This window comes from Maritalea porphyrae (assembly GCF_030159895.1).
GTDB classification, from domain to species: domain Bacteria; phylum Pseudomonadota; class Alphaproteobacteria; order Rhizobiales; family Devosiaceae; genus Maritalea; species Maritalea porphyrae.
Map to the genome: position 1 here is coordinate 1,990,611 of NZ_BSNI01000002.1, position 17,272 is coordinate 2,007,882.

19 protein-coding genes and 1 tRNA gene are annotated in these 17,272 nt (G+C 49.1%); 17 read left to right on the forward strand and 3 right to left on the reverse strand.

What is annotated here, in order from left to right; all coding sequences use genetic code 11:
• Positions 1–166: 166 nt before the first annotated feature.
• On the forward strand, positions 167–811 hold the full coding sequence (locus tag QQL65_RS13135; RefSeq protein ID WP_284365277.1) for an invasion associated locus B family protein: 645 nt from the start codon (positions 167–169) through the stop codon (positions 809–811).
• A 49-nt stretch (positions 812–860) separates the two neighbouring features.
• On the opposite strand, the gene QQL65_RS13140 is transcribed toward QQL65_RS13135, so the two are convergent.
• A complete protein-coding gene (locus tag QQL65_RS13140; protein ID WP_284365279.1) occupies positions 861–2,006 on the reverse strand; it encodes an FAD-dependent monooxygenase in 1,146 nt (381 codons plus the stop codon).
• Between the two features lie 174 nt (positions 2,007–2,180).
• On the opposite strand from QQL65_RS13140, the gene QQL65_RS13145 reads away from it, so the two are divergent.
• The 3 genes from QQL65_RS13145 (at position 2,181) to QQL65_RS13155 (ending at position 4,095) form a co-directional block, all read left to right on the forward strand.
• Entirely contained in the window at positions 2,181–2,909 is a 729-nt protein-coding gene (locus QQL65_RS13145; protein WP_284366293.1) for a TerC family protein, read from the forward strand.
• Between the two features lie 177 nt (positions 2,910–3,086).
• Positions 3,087–3,177, forward strand: a tRNA-Ser gene (locus QQL65_RS13150).
• Positions 3,178–3,324: 147 nt separating this feature from the next.
• Complete coding sequence (locus tag QQL65_RS13155) at positions 3,325–4,095, forward strand: IclR family transcriptional regulator (RefSeq protein ID WP_284365282.1); 771 nt, start codon at positions 3,325–3,327, stop codon at positions 4,093–4,095.
• Here the strand turns inward: QQL65_RS13155 and QQL65_RS13160 are convergent.
• A complete protein-coding gene (locus tag QQL65_RS13160) occupies positions 4,092–5,153 on the reverse strand; it encodes a Gfo/Idh/MocA family protein (RefSeq protein WP_284365285.1) in 1,062 nt (353 codons plus the stop codon). The two genes, QQL65_RS13155 and QQL65_RS13160, sit on opposite strands and share 4 nt — an antisense overlap.
• A complete protein-coding gene (locus tag QQL65_RS13165) occupies positions 5,153–5,605 on the reverse strand; it encodes a MaoC family dehydratase (RefSeq protein ID WP_284365286.1) in 453 nt (150 codons plus the stop codon). The genes QQL65_RS13160 and QQL65_RS13165 overlap by 1 nt, the downstream gene beginning before the upstream one ends.
• Before the next feature lie 93 nt (positions 5,606–5,698).
• Between QQL65_RS13165 and QQL65_RS13170 the strand changes: the two genes are divergently transcribed.
• The 13 genes from QQL65_RS13170 to QQL65_RS13230 all read left to right on the forward strand — a co-directional run bounded on the left by QQL65_RS13170 (position 5,699) and on the right by QQL65_RS13230 (position 17,266).
• On the forward strand, positions 5,699–6,256 hold the full coding sequence (locus QQL65_RS13170; RefSeq protein WP_284365288.1) for a MaoC family dehydratase: 558 nt from the start codon (positions 5,699–5,701) through the stop codon (positions 6,254–6,256).
• Positions 6,257–7,393 carry an extracellular solute-binding protein gene (locus tag QQL65_RS13175; protein ID WP_284365290.1) on the forward strand — a complete coding sequence of 379 codons (1,137 nt, stop codon included), beginning with the start codon at positions 6,257–6,259 and terminating at the stop codon, positions 7,391–7,393. It abuts the gene before it with no gap.
• A 2-nt stretch (positions 7,394–7,395) separates the two neighbouring features.
• Entirely contained in the window at positions 7,396–8,619 is a 1,224-nt protein-coding gene (locus QQL65_RS13180; RefSeq protein ID WP_284365292.1) for a CaiB/BaiF CoA transferase family protein, read from the forward strand.
• On the forward strand, positions 8,600–9,916 hold the full coding sequence (locus tag QQL65_RS13185; RefSeq protein WP_284365293.1) for an extracellular solute-binding protein: 1,317 nt from the start codon (positions 8,600–8,602) through the stop codon (positions 9,914–9,916). The genes QQL65_RS13180 and QQL65_RS13185 overlap by 20 nt, the downstream gene beginning before the upstream one ends.
• Positions 9,917–10,010: 94 nt before the next feature.
• Positions 10,011–10,925, forward strand: coding sequence for a carbohydrate ABC transporter permease (locus tag QQL65_RS13190; RefSeq protein ID WP_284366294.1), 915 nt, complete (start codon positions 10,011–10,013; stop codon positions 10,923–10,925).
• A complete protein-coding gene (locus QQL65_RS13195; protein WP_284365296.1) occupies positions 10,925–11,770 on the forward strand; it encodes a carbohydrate ABC transporter permease in 846 nt (281 codons plus the stop codon). Before QQL65_RS13190 ends, QQL65_RS13195 begins: the two co-directional genes overlap by 1 nt.
• Before the next feature lie 2 nt (positions 11,771–11,772).
• Positions 11,773–12,891 (forward strand): ABC transporter ATP-binding protein, encoded by a 1,119-nt coding sequence (locus QQL65_RS13200; protein WP_284365298.1) that lies wholly within the window; start codon positions 11,773–11,775, stop codon positions 12,889–12,891.
• A complete protein-coding gene (locus QQL65_RS13205) occupies positions 12,884–13,993 on the forward strand; it encodes a mandelate racemase/muconate lactonizing enzyme family protein (protein WP_284365300.1) in 1,110 nt (369 codons plus the stop codon). The genes QQL65_RS13200 and QQL65_RS13205 overlap by 8 nt, the downstream gene beginning before the upstream one ends.
• 10 nt (positions 13,994–14,003) lie before the next feature.
• On the forward strand, positions 14,004–14,333 hold the full coding sequence (locus tag QQL65_RS13210) for an L-rhamnose mutarotase (protein ID WP_284365301.1): 330 nt from the start codon (positions 14,004–14,006) through the stop codon (positions 14,331–14,333).
• A complete protein-coding gene (locus QQL65_RS13215) occupies positions 14,326–14,982 on the forward strand; it encodes an RraA family protein (RefSeq protein WP_284365302.1) in 657 nt (218 codons plus the stop codon). The genes QQL65_RS13210 and QQL65_RS13215 overlap by 8 nt, the downstream gene beginning before the upstream one ends.
• A gap of 3 nt (positions 14,983–14,985) precedes the next feature.
• Positions 14,986–15,327 carry a UxaA family hydrolase gene (locus QQL65_RS13220; protein WP_284365304.1) on the forward strand — a complete coding sequence of 114 codons (342 nt, stop codon included), beginning with the start codon at positions 14,986–14,988 and terminating at the stop codon, positions 15,325–15,327.
• Positions 15,324–16,514 carry a UxaA family hydrolase gene (locus QQL65_RS13225; protein WP_284365306.1) on the forward strand — a complete coding sequence of 397 codons (1,191 nt, stop codon included), beginning with the start codon at positions 15,324–15,326 and terminating at the stop codon, positions 16,512–16,514. Before QQL65_RS13220 ends, QQL65_RS13225 begins: the two co-directional genes overlap by 4 nt.
• Before the next feature lie 14 nt (positions 16,515–16,528).
• Positions 16,529–17,266, forward strand: a complete 738-nt coding sequence (locus tag QQL65_RS13230; protein WP_284365308.1) for an SDR family oxidoreductase — start codon at positions 16,529–16,531, stop codon at positions 17,264–17,266.
• Positions 17,267–17,272: the final 6 nt, after the last annotated feature.

A 17,272-nucleotide genomic window follows, 5' to 3' on the forward strand; every position in this document is an offset into this window, starting at 1 on the left:
GCCTATGCGATTTCTCTATGCTATCAACCATTTGCAAGAAAAATCGTTGGATTGAGGTCAGCGTCATGTTATTGCCCGAATTGAGGGTTCAAAAAGGGACGAAAATTTAGCGCGGCGAGTGATTGCGGAAATAACGTATCCTCGAGCGACGCAACCGGGAAAAGCAATGCAAAAGATGAAGAACAAATTCTCACAACTCGCAGCGATTGCCGCATTGGCACTGACCATTGGCACAGCAAATGCGCAGGATGCGGCTGAAAAGCCCAAAGTTAACCCGGAAGACAATTGGGTAAAAGTTTGCGACACGCTTAAATCTGGCGAGAAGGCTTGTATTGTTCGACAAGTCGTATTCGCTGGTACCACCAAGATTGGCGCATTCACCTTCCGTGATGATCCATCTTCAAAGAACCGCTATTTTGTGCAGGCAGAAATGCCGCTCGCAATTTCATTGTTGTTCAACCTAAAATGGCAGATCGATGGTGCGAAGCCCTTTTACACGCCTTGGGCGACTTGCGATCCTACCAAGTGTACAAGCCATTCAAATATGCCAAAAGCCTTTCTCGAAGCGCTCAAGCGCGGAGCGAAGCTTACAATGACGGCCAAGAATCGTGCATTTAAGGATTTGCCTGTTGCAATAGACCTAAATGGTTTTACAGCCGTTTATGAAGGCGACAAATTCTTGACGCCAACACAATTCCAAAGTCAGATTTCTGGACAAAGCGCGTTGCAGCAGCAGTTGCAAGAAGCAGCTGAAAAAATCCGTCAGGAAAAGCAGGGCAGTGAGACACCTGCTACATCAGACGGCAACTAAATTCGAATGCAGTATGAATTGCTTAAAAGGGTCGCACGCGCGGCCCTTTTTAATTGCCCATACCAAATTGAAAAGCGAACTTTCGCAGTGGGGAAATGGTCTTAAGCGCCCAAACGCCTGTCTGGCGTAATCCCTGAGCTCCAACAAAGTCCGAAAGCAAAGAGCGAAACAGCCCGTCCACGAAGCCGCCTGTACGTCTTAGATCATGCTGACGTTGTTGATCGTACCGAATGCTTGCTTTCTCCGCCATTTCAACGCTGAAGCCTGGTTCCAACTCATCTATTGCTGAAACGAAGTTTTCAACGTCACGCAGACCTAGGTTTAGCCCCTGGGCCCCAATTGGTGGAAACGCGTGGGCGGCTTCGCCAACAAGCATGGCGCCGTTCTTGCCAACGCACGGCACTGATAAGTTGCTTAGTGGAAACACGAACGCTTTCGTCAAGGCCTTGGCATGGCCGAATAGGTGATGTGACTTTTCTTCGAGCGCACGCTCAAATTCATTTTGCGAACCTCGGGCTGCCGCAGCAACGATTTCGTGTTTGTCCAGCCAAACAAGATTGATTTTTCTATCGCCAGCGGGAACCAGCGTGAATGGACCATCTTCATAGTGAAATTCAACAGATGTCTCAGGCTCGACCCGCTCAAATTCGATGTCAGCGACAAGCGCGGATTGTCCAAACTCTGTCATATGCGACAAAAAACCAAGACTGTCGCGGACGCGTGATTTTTTCCCATCTGCACCCAGCACCATAGTTGCCGAGACCGCTCGGCCATCCTCAGTTTCTATCGCGTAACCTTCACCGACTCGTTTGATGCTTGAAACCACTGCATTGATAGATCGCTTCTTGGCAGATGTTTTGGAAAACGCACCAAGCAAGTCACTGTTCGCATAGTTGTAACCGAATGCGGCTCGACCGGTTTCAGCACTATCAAATAACGCTTCTGGCGCGCGCAATAGTCGATTGGTGGCGTCAATAATCCGGATTTTCTGCAGTGGTGTGCCAAATGCAACGTCCCCTGCGAGCAGTCCTGAGGACTTCATGAAATCCACAGTAGGCATCATCAGCGCCGAAGTGCGATAGTCCTTAGCGAATTTGGGCGCAAAGTGAGCCACTTTGTGGCCGCGCTCGGCAGCCAATCGTGCAGCTGCGACGCCGGTTAATCCACCACCAATTACCGCAATATCGTAATGCATTTCGCCACATCTTTTTGTTTTGACCTCGGCCTCTTATGCCTCATCTATTGACTTGTGCCAATTACTAGATTGCCGCAGTGGAGCGGTATGTGGAGACGAAACACAGGTACTGCATACTGTCTCGAATTCAATTATGCTCCTTACTTAGTTCTGTTTAAGGATAAGGGATTCGCGATAATGGAATGGATTTCAGACCCGGCCATTTGGGCCAGCCTTGCAACGCTGACTGTCATGGAGATCATCCTTGGCATCGATAATATTGTGTTTATCTCGGTGCTGGTTTCACGCTTACCTGAAAAACAAGCCGATCAAGCTCGAAAGATCGGGCTTGCGCTCGCGCTTTTTGCCAGAATTGTTATGCTTGCGTTGCTCGCTTGGATCATTGGGCTAACGCAGCCGCTCTTCACAGCTTTTGGTCATGACTTCGCTTGGCGTGACATAATATTGATATCTGGCGGGTTGTTCCTTTTGTACAAAGCAACGCATGAAATCCACCAAGCCGTCGAAGATCCCGATGACCACGCGCCGAAATCAAAAGCAGGCGCTACATTTGCAGCAATTATTGGCCAGATCATAATCATCGACGTCGTGTTTTCTGTGGATTCCATTGTAACAGCGATTGGGATGGCACAACACGTGCCGGTTATGGTTGCTGCAGTGACTATTGCGATGATCGTCATGTATATTGGGTCCATACCGATTTCGAAATTCATCGCTGAACACCCAACGACTAAAATGCTCGCCTTGGCATTCTTGATGTTGATTGGCATGTCGTTGGTCGCCGATGGCATAGGGTTCCATATTCCCAAAGGCTATATCTATTTTGCCATGGTGTTCTCGGTGTCAGTCGAATCGATCAATGTGTTGATTTCAATGCGCAAAAAGAAACAAAGACAGGCCTAAACCCAGAGACATGGGCGCATAGGCGAGGGGACTTGCCTGTGCGTTCGCAAGTTTTCTTTGCAGCCAAATCCCCTGTGATTGGCGACATTTGTTGCCCTTGTGGATTTATTCGATTTTTATCTAACATTTCCCCTTGCAACTTCGGTCTCACTGGGTTAGATCACGCTCCATCATTGCGGGTGGGTGGCAGAGCTGGTTGAATGCACCGGTCTTGAAAACCGGCGAGCGTGCAAGCGTTCCGGGGGTTCGAATCCCTCCCCACCCGCCATGATAAAATCCATACATCTATTGCAACTGATGTCTGATCAGACAAAGTTTCGTCCTGCGCTGAATTATCATCGGCGACCGAGATAAGTTTGTCTTGAGTTTCTTCCATATTCGTTTCATATATGAAAGTGCGAAGAAAGAGGCACGTATGGAACAGTCCGATAAATATAAGGCGCCAGCTCTTGATAAAGGTCTTGATATCATCGAGATCCTGGCATCTGAAGGAACCAGTCTTACGCAAGGGGAAATTGCAAGCAGGCTTGGACGTTCAGTCAGTGAAATATTTCGGATGCTACATGTACTGCGCAAACGTGGTTTGATTGCGCTTGATGAGCAAAGTGATCGTTATCACCTCACCACTCACTTATTTGAGCTTGCTCACCGTATACCCATTGTCAAACGTCTTACTGTTGCCGCAGCTCCAGTAATGCAACAGCTCGCCAAGAAGTGTAACCAATCATGCCACCTTGCGGTTCGCTCAGAGCATAGCGTTGTAATTGTTGGGCAGGTCGATAATCCTGGCAACAATGTTCTAAGCGTTCGTATGGGGGCCCGAATTGATCTATGGCGCACTTCCTCTGGTCGGGTAATCTTGGCTAATAGCGATCCTGCGGAACTCGAAAACGCATTCAAGACAATTCCGCATCCGGATGGCATTTCAATTGCGACGTTGCGCAAAGAGCTAACCGAAAGCGCTCGGATGGGTTTTGAGCAAATGCAGAGCTTTGTCGTTAAAGGGGTTGAAAACATCAGCGCGCCAATTTTGGGGTTTGATGGTTTCGCTGCGGCGGCACTGACAATTCCCTACATAGGTCGTTTTCACGGCGGCGTACCCATAGAAGAATGTCGACAGCATTTGCTGGATGCCGCCGACACGATTTCGGTTCAGCTAGGTGGACCCGCTCGGCACAGCGACTAAATATCAGCAGATGGCAGCCTGTGTGATGCCAGTTCGTTCGCTTCAAAACAGGCTTCAACTAGGGCCATGGTTTCAATGCAATCTTCCACTGATGTTACAAGGAACTTGTCTTCTCCTGTGTGAAAACGTTGCACGTTACTCATGACACCGACAAATGCGTCGATGAACCAAGACCCTTCTAGTGGTATTTGCGCCCATTCGCCGCCAGACTTTGCATGCCATAGTTCGTCGGGCTCACCTTCAGGGTAATTCAAGTTAACGCCGATTTGTGTGATGAGTGCACCTTTCGTGCCTTCAAAACGAAATTTGCAATTTTGGAATTTGGGATCAAAATCATGATTGTGATTGATCGAGAGCACACATCGCAACTGGTCGCCATAATCTAGCATGGCCGTCGTGCGTGTTTGTGCCATATCTGGGGAGCGAGGGTCACCCATTGTGCGGGCGAACACGCCCTTTGGCGCGCCAACGAGTGATCTGATCAAATCCAAATAGTGAATTGAATGCACCGCGATCTCCACGCGATCCATTGTCTTTAGAAATGGAAAAAGGTGCCAAGGCGTGTTTACATTCAAATTCACTTCAATTTCTAGCAGTTCGCCAAGCACGCCTTGTTCAATCGCGTCGCGAACAGCGAGCATTTGGGGGCTGAAACGTAGTTGGAAATTTATAGCTGCATTCAAGTCTCTATCTCGAGAAATTCTTAGTATCTCACAAGCTTGTGCGAAATCGGCACCCATTGGTTTTTGGATAAGGACTGTCGCCCCGTAAGGGATCTTGCTCAGAACGGGCGCAATTGCGGCAGGTGGCAATGCAAGGTCGTAAATCACTTCCGAGCCGAATCTAATGGCGTCTTCAAGCGAAGAGAATGTGTTTTCAATCGCCCATTCTTTGGCGACATCGCTTGCGCGTTTTGGGTCTAGATCAAAAATGCCCAGAACAGTGAAGCCAGACTGAGCGTAAGCAGGGAGGTGCGCGTCAGTCACTATGCCGCCAGCGCCTATGATCACAATTGGAGTGGTTCGGGACGGCAGTTTCCATTTTTGTTGGAGTTGCATCAATGGCTCCCTTGTTTCTTTACAAGCAGAATATGTTCGCAAAACAAAACTGTCTCGTTTTTTTGGTTCTTGACTGAACAGCTCTCTATAACTTGGCCAAATGCGGGTCGTTTTGGATCATCCAAAACTCGTGAAATCTCAATCTCAGTGTGAATTGTGTTGCCGATAAAAACTGGGTTCGGGAAGCGCAGGCGCTCGTATCCGTAGGTCATGGCATGTGGATTGATGATGGTGGCTGTTAAGCCAATCCCAATCGCAAATGTCATTGTTCCGTGCGCAATTCGTTTGCCAAATGGTTGGGTCTTACAAAACTCCTCGTCCATGTGATGGGGAAAAAAATCTCCGCTATGCCCCGCGTGAACGACGAAGTCCGTCTCAGTTATGGTTCGTGAAAGTGTTGTTCGCCGCTCCCCGAGTTCAAAACTCTCGAAATATCTGGGCTCTTCGTGCATTACAAATATCCTTCTACTTTTGTATATAAAAATAGATTTGACATATAAAATAGTCAAGTTTAAGTTGAGGAAAATTCAGGGAGCACGCGAACAATGTCAGTTCAAATAGGAAGTCATGTAAGGCCGCCGGTAGATATGCCTAAGGAGCATGGCGCGATTCCTGTTTGGAATGCCGAGAACTGGTTTTACGAGGACTTCACTGTTGGAGATCAGATCAGGAGCTTAAGGCGCACCATCTCAGAAGGTGAGGCGATGCAATTCAATATGATGGTCATGGATCTGCACCCATATGTGGCTGATCAGCACTTTGCAGAAAAAGAAGGTGTATTTGGCAAACGGCTCGTAGCAGGGGCGCAGGTGTTTTCTTACGGCTTGGGTCTTGCAGCAACAAACTGTTTGAACTCGTTCTCTTATGGATACGACCGCCTAAGGTTCATCAAGCCAGTATTCATTGGCGACACGATCTACACAATTCGCGAAAACCTTTCTAAGGAGCCCAAGTATGATGACATGGGTTTGGTGAAGGTAAGCTACAGCGTCTTCAAAGAGGAAGGCGTGCAGGTGCTTTATTGCGAGCATCTAATGACCGTGAAGTACCAGGACGCCACAACATTGCAAAGCAGTGCAAATCGCGCGGCAGGAAAGGCGTAAATGGGAAAGGAATTCATCACGCTGAAGGGCATGACGTGGGATCATGCGCGCGGTTATGATCCGATGGTTGTTACGTCTGAAGTGTTTTGCGAAAAACGTTCACCCGCAGTGCAAATCGTTTGGGAAAAACGCTCGCTTCAGGCCTTCGCAGATCGGCCAATCCAAGATATGGCGAACGAATACGATTTGATGGTGATCGATCACCCGCACGTTGGTGACATCGCTTCGACAGGCATATTGCTGCCGCTCGATGGGCAGGGATATGATGACAAACTGCAGGTCCTTTCAGAACAATCTGTTGGCGTTTCGCATCCGTCATACAACTTCAGTGGCCGCCAGTGGGCGTTAGCAATTGATGCCGCCACACCGATTTCGGCGTACCGCGCTGACATTTTAGAGCGCGCGCCAAAAAGCTGGGATGAGGTTGTAGCATTGGCTTCGGCCGGTCAGGTTATTTGGCCCTTAATCCCAATCAATGCCCTTATGAGCTACTTCAATGTGCTTTCAAACTGCGGTTCTGACTTTGGAGCTGAACCGACCGGAGTAGATTTGGAAGTCGGCGCAAACGCCTTACGCCAAATGAAACGGGTTAGTGATCATGTGCCTCAAGAGTCGTTCTTTCTCGACCCAATTGGCGCTTATGAATGGTTGTCTTGTCGAAATAGCCATTCATATTGTCCCTATCTTTACGGCTATACAAACTACTCTCGCCAAGGCTTCCGGCCAAATCAAGTTAGCGTTGCGAACATTCCCTCGTTTGCAGGAAGCGGTCCAATTGGGTCTCCAATCGGTGGAACAGGAATAGCGATTTCTGCGCGCACCAAACACAAAGACTTGGCGTTGGAATATGCGTACTGGATAGCATCGGCAGAGTGTCAGTCAGGCTTGTTTTTTGATGCAGGTGGTCAACCGGCAAATAACGTAGCTTGGACGGATGAGCGCTGTAACGCCGGTGCTTCAAATTTCTTCGCAAATACAATAGCAACGCTGGAAAATTCATACCTACGACCCCGCCACAAAGGATATATGGCGTTTCAAGATGTCGCTGGCGACATCGTGCGTGATTGCTTAATGGGCGCCATATCGGAAAATGAAGCGGCGCGAAAAATCAATGTCCTCTATCAGAGGAGTTTTTGATTATGAATCTCTACAACGCAAATGAAAATGCGATGTTGGATGGCCTGCTAGTGGTCGATTTTTCGCAGTTCCTCGCCGGTCCACTGGCAGGCCTTAAACTCGCCGATATGGGCGCCCGCGTCATAAAAATTGAACGGCCGGAAGTTGGTGACTTGTGCCGCTATCTTTACCTGACTGACGTCGAAGTGGATGGCGCCAACACGCTGTTTCATGCAATCAACCGAAACAAACAAAGCTACTCTGCCGACCTGAAAAACAGCGATGATCTTGAGCGCGTTCGTACGCTCTGTTCGAAGGCTGATGTCATCATTCAAAACTTTCGCCCCGGCATTATGCAAAGGCTTGGTCTCGACTACGAACAGATAAGGGCGATCAACCCGGGCGTGGTCTACGCTTCAATTTCTGGCTATGGAGAGCAAGGTGATTGGAAAGACTTGCCTGGGCAAGATTTATTGGCGCAAGCAAAGTCGGGCTTACTATGGCTCTCAGGTGATGATGGCGATGCGCCTACCGCTATGGGATTGGCAGTAGCTGATCAACTCGCTGGAAATATTGCCGTGCAAGGTATCCTGGCCGCACTTATCAAGAGCGGCAGAACGGGCAGGGGCGCGCATATTCAGACCAGCCTCCTTGAGGCTTTGGTCGACTTCCAATTTGAAGTGCTGACTACGCATGTAAATGACCAAAAGAAGAGACTGCCCAAACGAAGTAGCTTCAATAATGCACATGCCTACCTTTCTGCCCCATATGGCGTTTATTCAACGAAGGACGGTTTCATTGCATTGGCGATGATGTCAGTCGTCAAGCTTGGTGAGATTATCAGTTGCGCGGCACTCGAGGCATTTAGTGATGAAACTCAATGGTTTGAGCAACGCGATCACATAAAGCGCATCCTTGCCCAGCACCTTGCATCCGAAAAATCAGAACACTGGATGAAGCTCTTCGTTGCGCACGATGTGTGGGCATCAGAAGTTTTGGATTGGCCGCAATTGTTCCAATCAACAAGTTTTCAAGAACTCGACTTTTTCCAAGAAATTGACCTTGGAAAAGGCGCTTCCATGACAGCAATGCGTTCTCCAATAAGGGTGGATGGCGAGGTGCTCAAGAGCACAAAACCGGCGCCGATCATTGGCCAGCACAATGCTGAAATCGACCGTGAGTTTGACCTCACGACTTTGAACGACCAATCTATCACCAAGGGAGGATATGATGAGATTGTTAAGTAAACTATCGACTGTGCTGTTGGCAGGTGCCACAGCCGTCACAATGTTTGCCGGCGCGTCGAGCGCGGGCGAATTTGATGGCTACACGCTGAAGGTGAAGCTTATCGGTGGTGCGCAATATGAGCCTTTGTACACGCGAATTCCGGAATGGGAAGCAGCAACGGGCGCGAAAGTAGAAATTTTATCACGGAAAAACCACTTTGAGTTGGACCGCGAAATTAAACAGGATATCGCTTCGGGTTCAATCAATTGGTGTGTTGGCTCGAACCACACTAGCTTCGCACCACAATATGGCTCACTCTATATCGATCTAAGCGTTGTTTTGGATGAAGATGTAGTTGGCGCCATTTCCGAAAACGTCAACAATTCAAGCATGGTTGATGGCCGCTTGGTACAACTGGCGCGTCACTCTGACGTATCGAACTTGTACTACATCAAATCGCTTTATGAAGACGAGCAGAACAAGGCCGATTTTAAGGCCGAGTATGGCTATGATCTTATGCCGCCTGAGACTTGGGACCAGGTGAAAGACCAGGCAATTTTCTTTGCTGATCCACCGAACTTCTACGGAACACAATATGTGGGCAAGGACGAAGGCATCTCGGGCCGTTTCTATGAAATGCTTGTGGCAGAGGGCGGAACGTTTTTTGGAACCGACGGCAAAGTTGCATTTAATTCGCCTGAAGGTGTTCGCGCACTTGAGTGGTTCGTTGACCTTTACGAAGCCAAAGCTGTTCCAGCTGGGGTTCCAAACTACCTGTGGGATGAAACAGGTCTAGGCTTTGCTTCAGGTACGGTCGCCCTAAACCTTGATTGGGGTGGTTGGGCAACCTTCTTCAACAGTGCGGACAGCAAAATCCAAGGCGATGTTGGGCTCATCCGCGCGCCAAAAGGCTCCAGCGGCAAGCGTACTGGTTGGTCAGGTTCACACTCATTCTCAATCACTGAGGCCTGTGACAACAAAAAAGCAGCAGCTTCTTTTGTCACCTTCCTAACCAACTTTGACAGTCAATTGCTTGAAGGTCGCACAGGGTTATTGCCAACGCGTCCAGATGCAATCGCAGCTGTAATCGAAGAGTCACGTGCTGCTGGCAACGACTGGCTGGTGGAGGTGTTTGAAACCTATGGGGCTTCCATGGCTGAGGACGCATTCGCGGTTCCTTCAACACCATTGTGGATTCCAATTTCAAATGAGCTCTTCCCTGAGCTTCAGGCCGCAATCGTTGGTGAAAAAACACCGCAACAAGCGTTGGATGATGCAGCTGCCGCTGCAAACCAACTCATCGAGGATGAAGGCTGACCTCTGGCCGCAACCTCAGAACTAGGAGTGGGGTTACGACCCCACTCATTTGCCACCTATCTGGCATATAGTCGTTGGAGAAATCATGTCAGTCATGACAAACATAAAGAGAAAACTATTCTCGGAACAGGCCACACCGTATGTGTTGTTGTTGCCGGCAGTGATCATGATTTTGATCGTTGTTTTGTTTCCGTTGATCTTCTCGCTTTACACCAGTTTCACTGGGTACAAATTAACTAGACCCGATACGCTTTTTAAGCTTGTTGGTTTCAGGAACTATGTCCGAATTTTTGGCGATTGGGATTTTTGGGTCGCGTTTTTTAGGACCGTCGGATTTCTCGCTGTTGTGATTAATCTCGAGTTCCTACTTGGGCTTGGTATCGCACTTCTGATCAACAAGATCACGTGGGGACAACGCACGATGCGCACCATCATGATGTTTCCCATGATGTTTTCGCCCATTCTGGTTGGTTTTCAATTCAAATTCATTTTCAACGACAATGTCGGCATCTTGAATAATGCGTTGCAGGGGCTTGGGATCACGGAAGCTGCAATACCTTGGCTCGTTGATGGTTGGCTCGCCATGGGAGCGATTGCCTTCGCTGAGATTTGGATGAGCACAAGTATTTTTGCCATTCTGTTGCTCGCTGGCCTTTTCGCGATGCCAAAAGACCCTCTTGAAGCGGCCCAAGTTGATGGGTGCAATGCGTGGCAGACTTTTCGACACATCACGCTGCCATTTTTGATGCCCTTTGCCTATATCGCGATGACTATTCGCTCACTTGATGTCGCCCGTGCCTATGACGTGGTGGACACTATGACCGGAGGCGGGCCTGCGGGGCGCACGGAGCTGCTTTGGACACTTATCGCTCGAACAGGGTACGACAGCGCGAACATGGGTATGGCGAATGCGATGGCCTATGTGTCGATCATTCTCTCGATCGCTTTCACATATTACTTCTTTTCTAAACTCGTTGCTGCCCGACGTTACATGGGAGGCGCACTCTAATGAGCACTCAAACAAAAGCCATCATCAGCTGGATTGTCACCTTCATCGTAATGCTCATCATCACGATGCCAGGTCTGTGGGTCATCCTTTCCGGTTTCCGGCCCTTGCAAGAAATCCTAGCGAAACCGGCAATATGGATACCTCAGCGCCTAACGCTAGACAATTTCTATGCCATATTTGGCATTGGTGAAACACAGATTGCCATCCCAGTTTTGGCGTATTTCCGCAACTCGATAATCATCGCTACCACCAGCACGGCGATTGCAATCATCGTGGGTATTTCTGGCGGTTACGCATTCGCGCGGTATCGCTTTAAGTTCAAAGATACGCTGTTCTTGGGGTTGATGCTGTCTCGCACCGTCCCTGGAATTGCACTTAGCTTACCAGTGTTCATTGTATGGGCTCGCCTTGGCTGGATAGACACACAGTTTGGATTGATCCTTGTTTATGTCGCGCTAAACGTGCCGTTCACGATCTGGTTGATTGATGGGTTTTTCCGCCAGATTCCAAAGGAACTCGCAGAAGCAGCCGAAGTTGATGGATGTACGCGTTGGCAGGCATTTTGGAAGATCGAGTTTCCGCTCGCCAAGTCCGGAATCGCATCCGCAGGAATCTTTGCTTTCCTAACGAGCTGGAACGAATTTGCCCTCGCAAGCAATCTGACGCGGTCCACAAACAGCAAGACACTACCAGTTGGCTTAACCGACTTCATTGCACAATTCACGACGGATTGGGCGGGCATGTGCGCAATGGCATTTATCATTATCGTGCCAGCGCTGATCCTGACTTTCCTTGTTCAAAAACACCTCATTGCCGGCCTGACGTTCGGCGGCGTAAAGGGATAAAAATGACTGAAGTATCACTCAGCCAAGTTGTAAAACGTTACGGACAACTGGAAGTTGTTCATGCCATCGACCTTGAAATCAGACACTCAGAGTTTGTTGTTTTAGTCGGTCCGTCAGGATGTGGAAAATCCACAACATTACGGATGATTGCAGGACTTGAAGAGATTTCGGGTGGCACCATTAAGATTGGCGACAAAGTCGTCAATAAATTGGCACCGCGTGATCGCAACATCTCGATGGTGTTCCAAAACTACGCGCTTTATCCGCACATGACTGTTCGCGACAATCTTGGGTTTGGTTTGAAGATCGCAAAACACCCAGAAAGCGAAATTCAAAATCGGGTTGAAGAAGCAGCTGAAATTTTGGGACTTGGTATGCTGATGGATCGTTTGCCAGCAGCGCTATCAGGTGGACAACGTCAGCGTGTGGCCATGGGGCGCGCGATTGTACGCAATCCCGATGTGTTCCTGTTTGATGAGCCTTTGTCGAACCTAGATGCGAAGCTGCGCGTGCAAATGCGCACGGAAATCAAGAAGCTACACAAGCGGGTTAACAACACCATCGTCTACGTTACGCACGACCAAGTGGAGGCGATGACGCTGGCCGACCGGATTGTGATAATGCGCGACGGCCATATAGAGCAGGTGGGGACACCGCTAGAGGTGTTCGACCATCCCGTGAATACATTTGTCGCATCATTCATTGGCAGTCCTCCTATGAACCAGTTGGAAGGAAAAGTTGTTGATGGTGGAAAATCAGGTCTGCAGATCACGCTAGCCGACAACATCCTAATTCCGGTTCCAAAGCGCTCGAAAAACCGTGTCAGCGTAGGGCAGGACATCACTGTCGGTATCCGTCCTGACGATCTGACACCAGTAGGACATGGCATGAAGGAAGACGGCGAAACGGTGAGTTTTGATCTTACGGTTTCTATCTCCGAGCCACTAGGCACTGAAACAATTCTTTTCTCCTCAATTGGAGCAAAAGAAGTACAGGGCAAAATGCTTAACCCTCGTCCGATTGAACTTGATGAACGCCTTACATTCAATTTGGCGATGGATCGTGTTCATTTGTTCGACGCAGCAAGCGGCCAAAACGTACTTGGCGATGCCAATGGCTAAGATCGAGCGCATTGAAATCTTGATGGTCGACCTGCCACCAAAGGTGAAGCGGGTTGACGCCATCCAGAGTTTCGAAAGTCAAGAGACACCGATTGTCAAAATCACGGATAGCGATGGCGCAATCGGGGTCGGCTACACATACACAATCGGGCAGGGTGGTCCGGCCATCATGTCACTCTTAGAGCGCACTTTGTTGCCCAAGCTGGTCGGCTGTGATCCCATGCAAATAGAGAAGATTTGGCGCGATATGCTGTTTGCAACTCATGCGACTAGTGTTGGTGCTATTACATCTCTGGCACTTGCAGCAATCGATACAGCCCTTTGGGACTTGAAATGTAAAAAACTAAATCAACCGCTGCACAAAATGGCAGGCGGTGCAAAGGAACGTATCCAGCTTTACTCAACGGAAGGTGGATGGTTGCACCTTTCACCCGAACAACTGGTCGAGGATGCACAGGCAAGAAAAGCCGAAGGATTTAAGGGCGCAAAGATCAAAATTGGTCATCAATTGGCCGCCGACGATGCTGCAAGGTTGAGCGCGGTGAGAAATGCGGTTGGCGATCGCTTTGAAATCATGACGGATGCAAACCAAAGCTTCAGTCTTTCCGAAGCGCGCCGTCGTGCACGGGTGCTAGAAGAATTCAACATTGGGTGGTTTGAAGAGCCATTGCACGCCGATGATGTCGGCGCGCACGAAAACCTAGCCGCATCCACGAGTATTCCTATTGCGGTTGGTGAAAGCATGTACTCGATCTCCCAGTTCAATGAATATTTACGCCGCGATGCTGCCTCGATTATTCAAGTGGATGTTGCGCGCATTGGTGGCATCACACCCTGGTTAAAGGTCGCTCATGTGGCAGAAGCATTCAACGTCGCAGTGTGTCCGCATTTTCTGATGGAATTGCATGTTTCGCTTTGCTGCGCTGTCCCAAATTCCAACTGGCTTGAATTCATTCCGCAGCTTGACCGTTTGACGAATTCTTCGATGAAAATTGAAGACGGTTTTGGCGTGCCATCTGATGAACCTGGCTTGGGCATTGATTGGGATTTCGAGGCAATCGCAAGACTTAAAGCTGATGGGTCTGAAGCGGTCATAAACTAGGGAGTTCACAATGGAACGAATGGGAATGGTCATTGGTATCAGACCAGAGTTCATCGAAAAATATAAAGCCCTACACGCTGATGTTTGGCCGGAGATCCTGCGAAGTTTGTCAGACTGCAACGTGACTAACTATTCAATATTCCTGCGTGAACCGGAGAACTTGCTGTTCGGTTATTGGGAGTACGTCGGTGACGATTTCGAAGCAGATATGCAGAAGATGGCCAGTCTGCCAATTACCCAAGAATGGTGGGATGTTTGCATTCCATGCCAGAAGGCGCTCGACACCCGCAAAGAAGGTGAGTGGTGGGCAATGATGGAAGAGGTTTTCTACCATGCCTGAATTGAAAAAACTCACGGATGATTTGTCCAAATGCTACACCGGCGTTGTCCACGACATCATGCGCAAAGAAGGTTTCCGAAACTTCACATTTCCAAGCGAAATCACTGCGCTTTTGCCCGATCAAGTGCTTTGCGGCCCAGTGTTCACCATTGAAGGGCGGGTTGATGAGACCGCTGACGGACACCAGACGTTGTTGGAGTGGACGGGTTTGCTTTCAAGAGCAAAACCAGGTCGCATTTGGGTATCTCAACCAAATGACCGCACAATTGCGCACATGGGCGAGTTGTCCTCTGAAACGCTAAAATCAAAAGGTGTTTTGGGTTGTGTTGTGGATGGGGGAATCCGCGATACCCACTTTTTGAAAGCACAAGGATTTCAAGCTTGGCGGAGGTTTCACACGCCAAGAGACGTCGTTGGTCATTGGTTGCCGACGGGTTTCGACGTCGACATCATTATAGGTGACGTCCTCATTCAGCCAGGTGATTTTCTCCTCGGTGATCTGGACGGGTTGGTGCGTGTGCCCAAGGCTAAAGTGCAAGACATTACCGCCAAGTCAGTTATGGCAATGCAGACAGAGAGCAAAGTGCGAACTGCAATCCTTGGTGGCATGGATCCCCAAGAAGCCTATCTCGAGTTTGGAAAGTTCTAGACTATGAACGATGATACAAAAAAACGGCTCTCTAAACCGACTGACAATCGGCTGTTGTTGTTGGATGATGATGACAACGTTTTGGGGGTAGCGCGCCCGATCCGGGCTGGGGAAGCGATCCCGATTGATGGCGAATATGTACGGTTGGATCGCAATGCTGGCATTGGCTTCAAAATCGCACGAAAACCAATCAAAAAAGGTGATGAGATCAAAAAATATGGCGCGGTGATTGGCACTGCAAGTTCTGACATATCGGTGGGGCAGTTGGTGCACGTGCACAACACCCAGTCCAACTATTTGGCAAATACAGTGCTAGCGGGAACACAAGAGGACAACAATTCATGAATGGTTACCTACGTTCTGATGGCCGCAAGGGCATCCGAAATGTGACACTTGTGGTGTATTTGGTGGAGTGTGCGCATCACGTGGCGCGCCAGATTGCGCAGAAATTTACGCCCCAACATGTTCAAGTCGTTGGGTTTCCAGGCTGTTATCCCAATGAATACGCGCAGTCGATGATGGAGAAACTTTGCACACATCCAAATGTTGGCGCAATTCTAATTGTGTCTTTGGGGTGTGAAGGGTTCAACAAACTAAGGCTTAAGGATGTTATCGCACAGAGCGATCGCCCTGTTGATGTTCTAACAATACAAGGTGAGGGGGGCACACGCTCGACTGTCCAAAAGGGCATTGACTGGGTCCAAAAAACGAAGAAGAGACTTGATGAAACTCCAATTGTAGCGATGGACGTTTCTGAATTGGTCGTTGGCACCATTTGCGGTGGCTCGGATGGTACGAGCGGTTTGACGGCGAACCCGGCAATCGGCCGGGCTTTTGATAAGCTCGTTGAACAAGATGCAACGTGCATTTTTGAAGAAACCGGAGAATTGATCGGCTGTGAAACGCATATGGCGCAGCGAGCCATCACGCCTGAGCTAGGCGAAGAGCTAACTAAATCCGTTGAAAAAGCCGCACGCTACTATGAAACACTAGGGTATCCTAGCTTTGCGCCTGGCAATGCGGATGGTGGGCTTTCGACCATCGAAGAGAAATCAATGGGTGCATATGCCAAGAGCGGAAAGTCAAAGATTTCAGGATTGTTGAAGCCTGGTGATTTGGCGCCAGCTGGCGGGTTATATTTGCTAGATGTTGTCCCAGATGGCGAGGTACGGTTTGGCTTCCCAAACATTGTCGACAATGCCGAAATTGTAGAGCTCATCGCCTGCGGGGCACATGTAATCTTGTTTGCAACGGGTCGAGGTTCGGTCGTTGGGTCCGCAATATCACCTGTTATCAAAGTCTGCGCAAATCCGCTGACCTATTCGCGCTTATCCGAGGATATGGATGTAAACGCTGGACGAATATTGGACGGTGACGGCTCGCTAGATGAGGTGGGTGATGAGATATTTGATCTAGTTGGCAAGGTTGGCCGTGGCCAAATGACCTGTTCTGAGGAGCTGGGTCATACAGAGTTTGTTTTGACGTACAAGAGTTTTGAGCCCATTGGACCGGCATGTTTGCCGCACGCATAGAAGAGTAGAATGATATGACTTCACTTAAAGGAAAGAAGTGTTTGGTTACAGCCGCGGCCCAAGGTATTGGCCGTGCTAGTGTTTTGCGCCTTATTGAGGGTGGGGCAGAAGTAATTGCGACAGATATAGATGAAGAGGGTCTGAACTCGTTGGTCGGTGAAACTGAATGCAGAGTTTCGGTGTTGAACGTGTTGGACAGTCAGGCAATCGCCAACCTGGCTGCTGACCTTGGGTCCATAGATGTTCTGTTTAACTGCGCTGGCTTTGTTGCAAATGGTTCAATTCTTGAAAGTGAAGACAAGGATTGGGACTTTTCATTCTCTTTGAACGTGACAGCCATGTATCAAATGATCAAAGCATTTCTGCCCAAAATGCTGGATAATGGCGGCGGCTCAATCATCAACATGTCTTCTGTAGCATCCAGTCTCAAAGGTGTGCCGAACCGATGTGCGTACAGTGCTTCAAAGGCCGCTGTCATTGGCCTCACCAAATCCGTTGCTGCAGATTACGTTACGCAAGGAATACGTTGTAACGCCATATGCCCCGGTACTGTGCAGTCGCCGTCGCTGGAGGGACGATTGTCTGCTGATGGCAATTATGAACAAGCAAGAGCTGAGTTTATTGCCCGACAGCCAATGGGCCGTATCGGCGAGCCAGAAGAAATAGCAGAATTGGTAGCATATTTGGCCAGTGATCTCGCGGCATACACCACAGGACAAGCGCTTGCCATTGATGGCGGCTGGACAATTTAGGGAAAG

Coding starts and splice junctions, on each gene's coding strand:
- QQL65_RS13155 (WP_284365282.1), top strand. CDS start 3,325: ATGGAACAGTCCGATAAATATAAGGCGCCAGCTCTTGATAAAGGTCTT.
- QQL65_RS13180 (WP_284365292.1), top strand. CDS start 7,396: ATGAATCTCTACAACGCAAATGAAAATGCGATGTTGGATGGCCTGCTA.
- QQL65_RS13220 (WP_284365304.1), top strand. CDS start 14,986: ATGAACGATGATACAAAAAAACGGCTCTCTAAACCGACTGACAATCGG.
- QQL65_RS13190 (WP_284366294.1), top strand. CDS start 10,011: ATGACAAACATAAAGAGAAAACTATTCTCGGAACAGGCCACACCGTAT.
- QQL65_RS13185 (WP_284365293.1), top strand. CDS start 8,600: ATGATGAGATTGTTAAGTAAACTATCGACTGTGCTGTTGGCAGGTGCC.
- QQL65_RS13210 (WP_284365301.1), top strand. CDS start 14,004: ATGGAACGAATGGGAATGGTCATTGGTATCAGACCAGAGTTCATCGAA.
- QQL65_RS13140 (WP_284365279.1), bottom strand. CDS start 2,006: ATGCATTACGATATTGCGGTAATTGGTGGTGGATTAACCGGCGTCGCA.
- QQL65_RS13135 (WP_284365277.1), top strand. CDS start 167: ATGCAAAAGATGAAGAACAAATTCTCACAACTCGCAGCGATTGCCGCA.
- QQL65_RS13225 (WP_284365306.1), top strand. CDS start 15,324: ATGAATGGTTACCTACGTTCTGATGGCCGCAAGGGCATCCGAAATGTG.
- QQL65_RS13165 (WP_284365286.1), bottom strand. CDS start 5,605: ATGCACGAAGAGCCCAGATATTTCGAGAGTTTTGAACTCGGGGAGCGG.
- QQL65_RS13175 (WP_284365290.1), top strand. CDS start 6,257: ATGGGAAAGGAATTCATCACGCTGAAGGGCATGACGTGGGATCATGCG.
- QQL65_RS13230 (WP_284365308.1), top strand. CDS start 16,529: ATGACTTCACTTAAAGGAAAGAAGTGTTTGGTTACAGCCGCGGCCCAA.
- QQL65_RS13215 (WP_284365302.1), top strand. CDS start 14,326: ATGCCTGAATTGAAAAAACTCACGGATGATTTGTCCAAATGCTACACC.
- QQL65_RS13160 (WP_284365285.1), bottom strand. CDS start 5,153: ATGCAACTCCAACAAAAATGGAAACTGCCGTCCCGAACCACTCCAATT.
- QQL65_RS13170 (WP_284365288.1), top strand. CDS start 5,699: ATGTCAGTTCAAATAGGAAGTCATGTAAGGCCGCCGGTAGATATGCCT.
- QQL65_RS13200 (WP_284365298.1), top strand. CDS start 11,773: ATGACTGAAGTATCACTCAGCCAAGTTGTAAAACGTTACGGACAACTG.
- QQL65_RS13195 (WP_284365296.1), top strand. CDS start 10,925: ATGAGCACTCAAACAAAAGCCATCATCAGCTGGATTGTCACCTTCATC.
- QQL65_RS13205 (WP_284365300.1), top strand. CDS start 12,884: ATGGCTAAGATCGAGCGCATTGAAATCTTGATGGTCGACCTGCCACCA.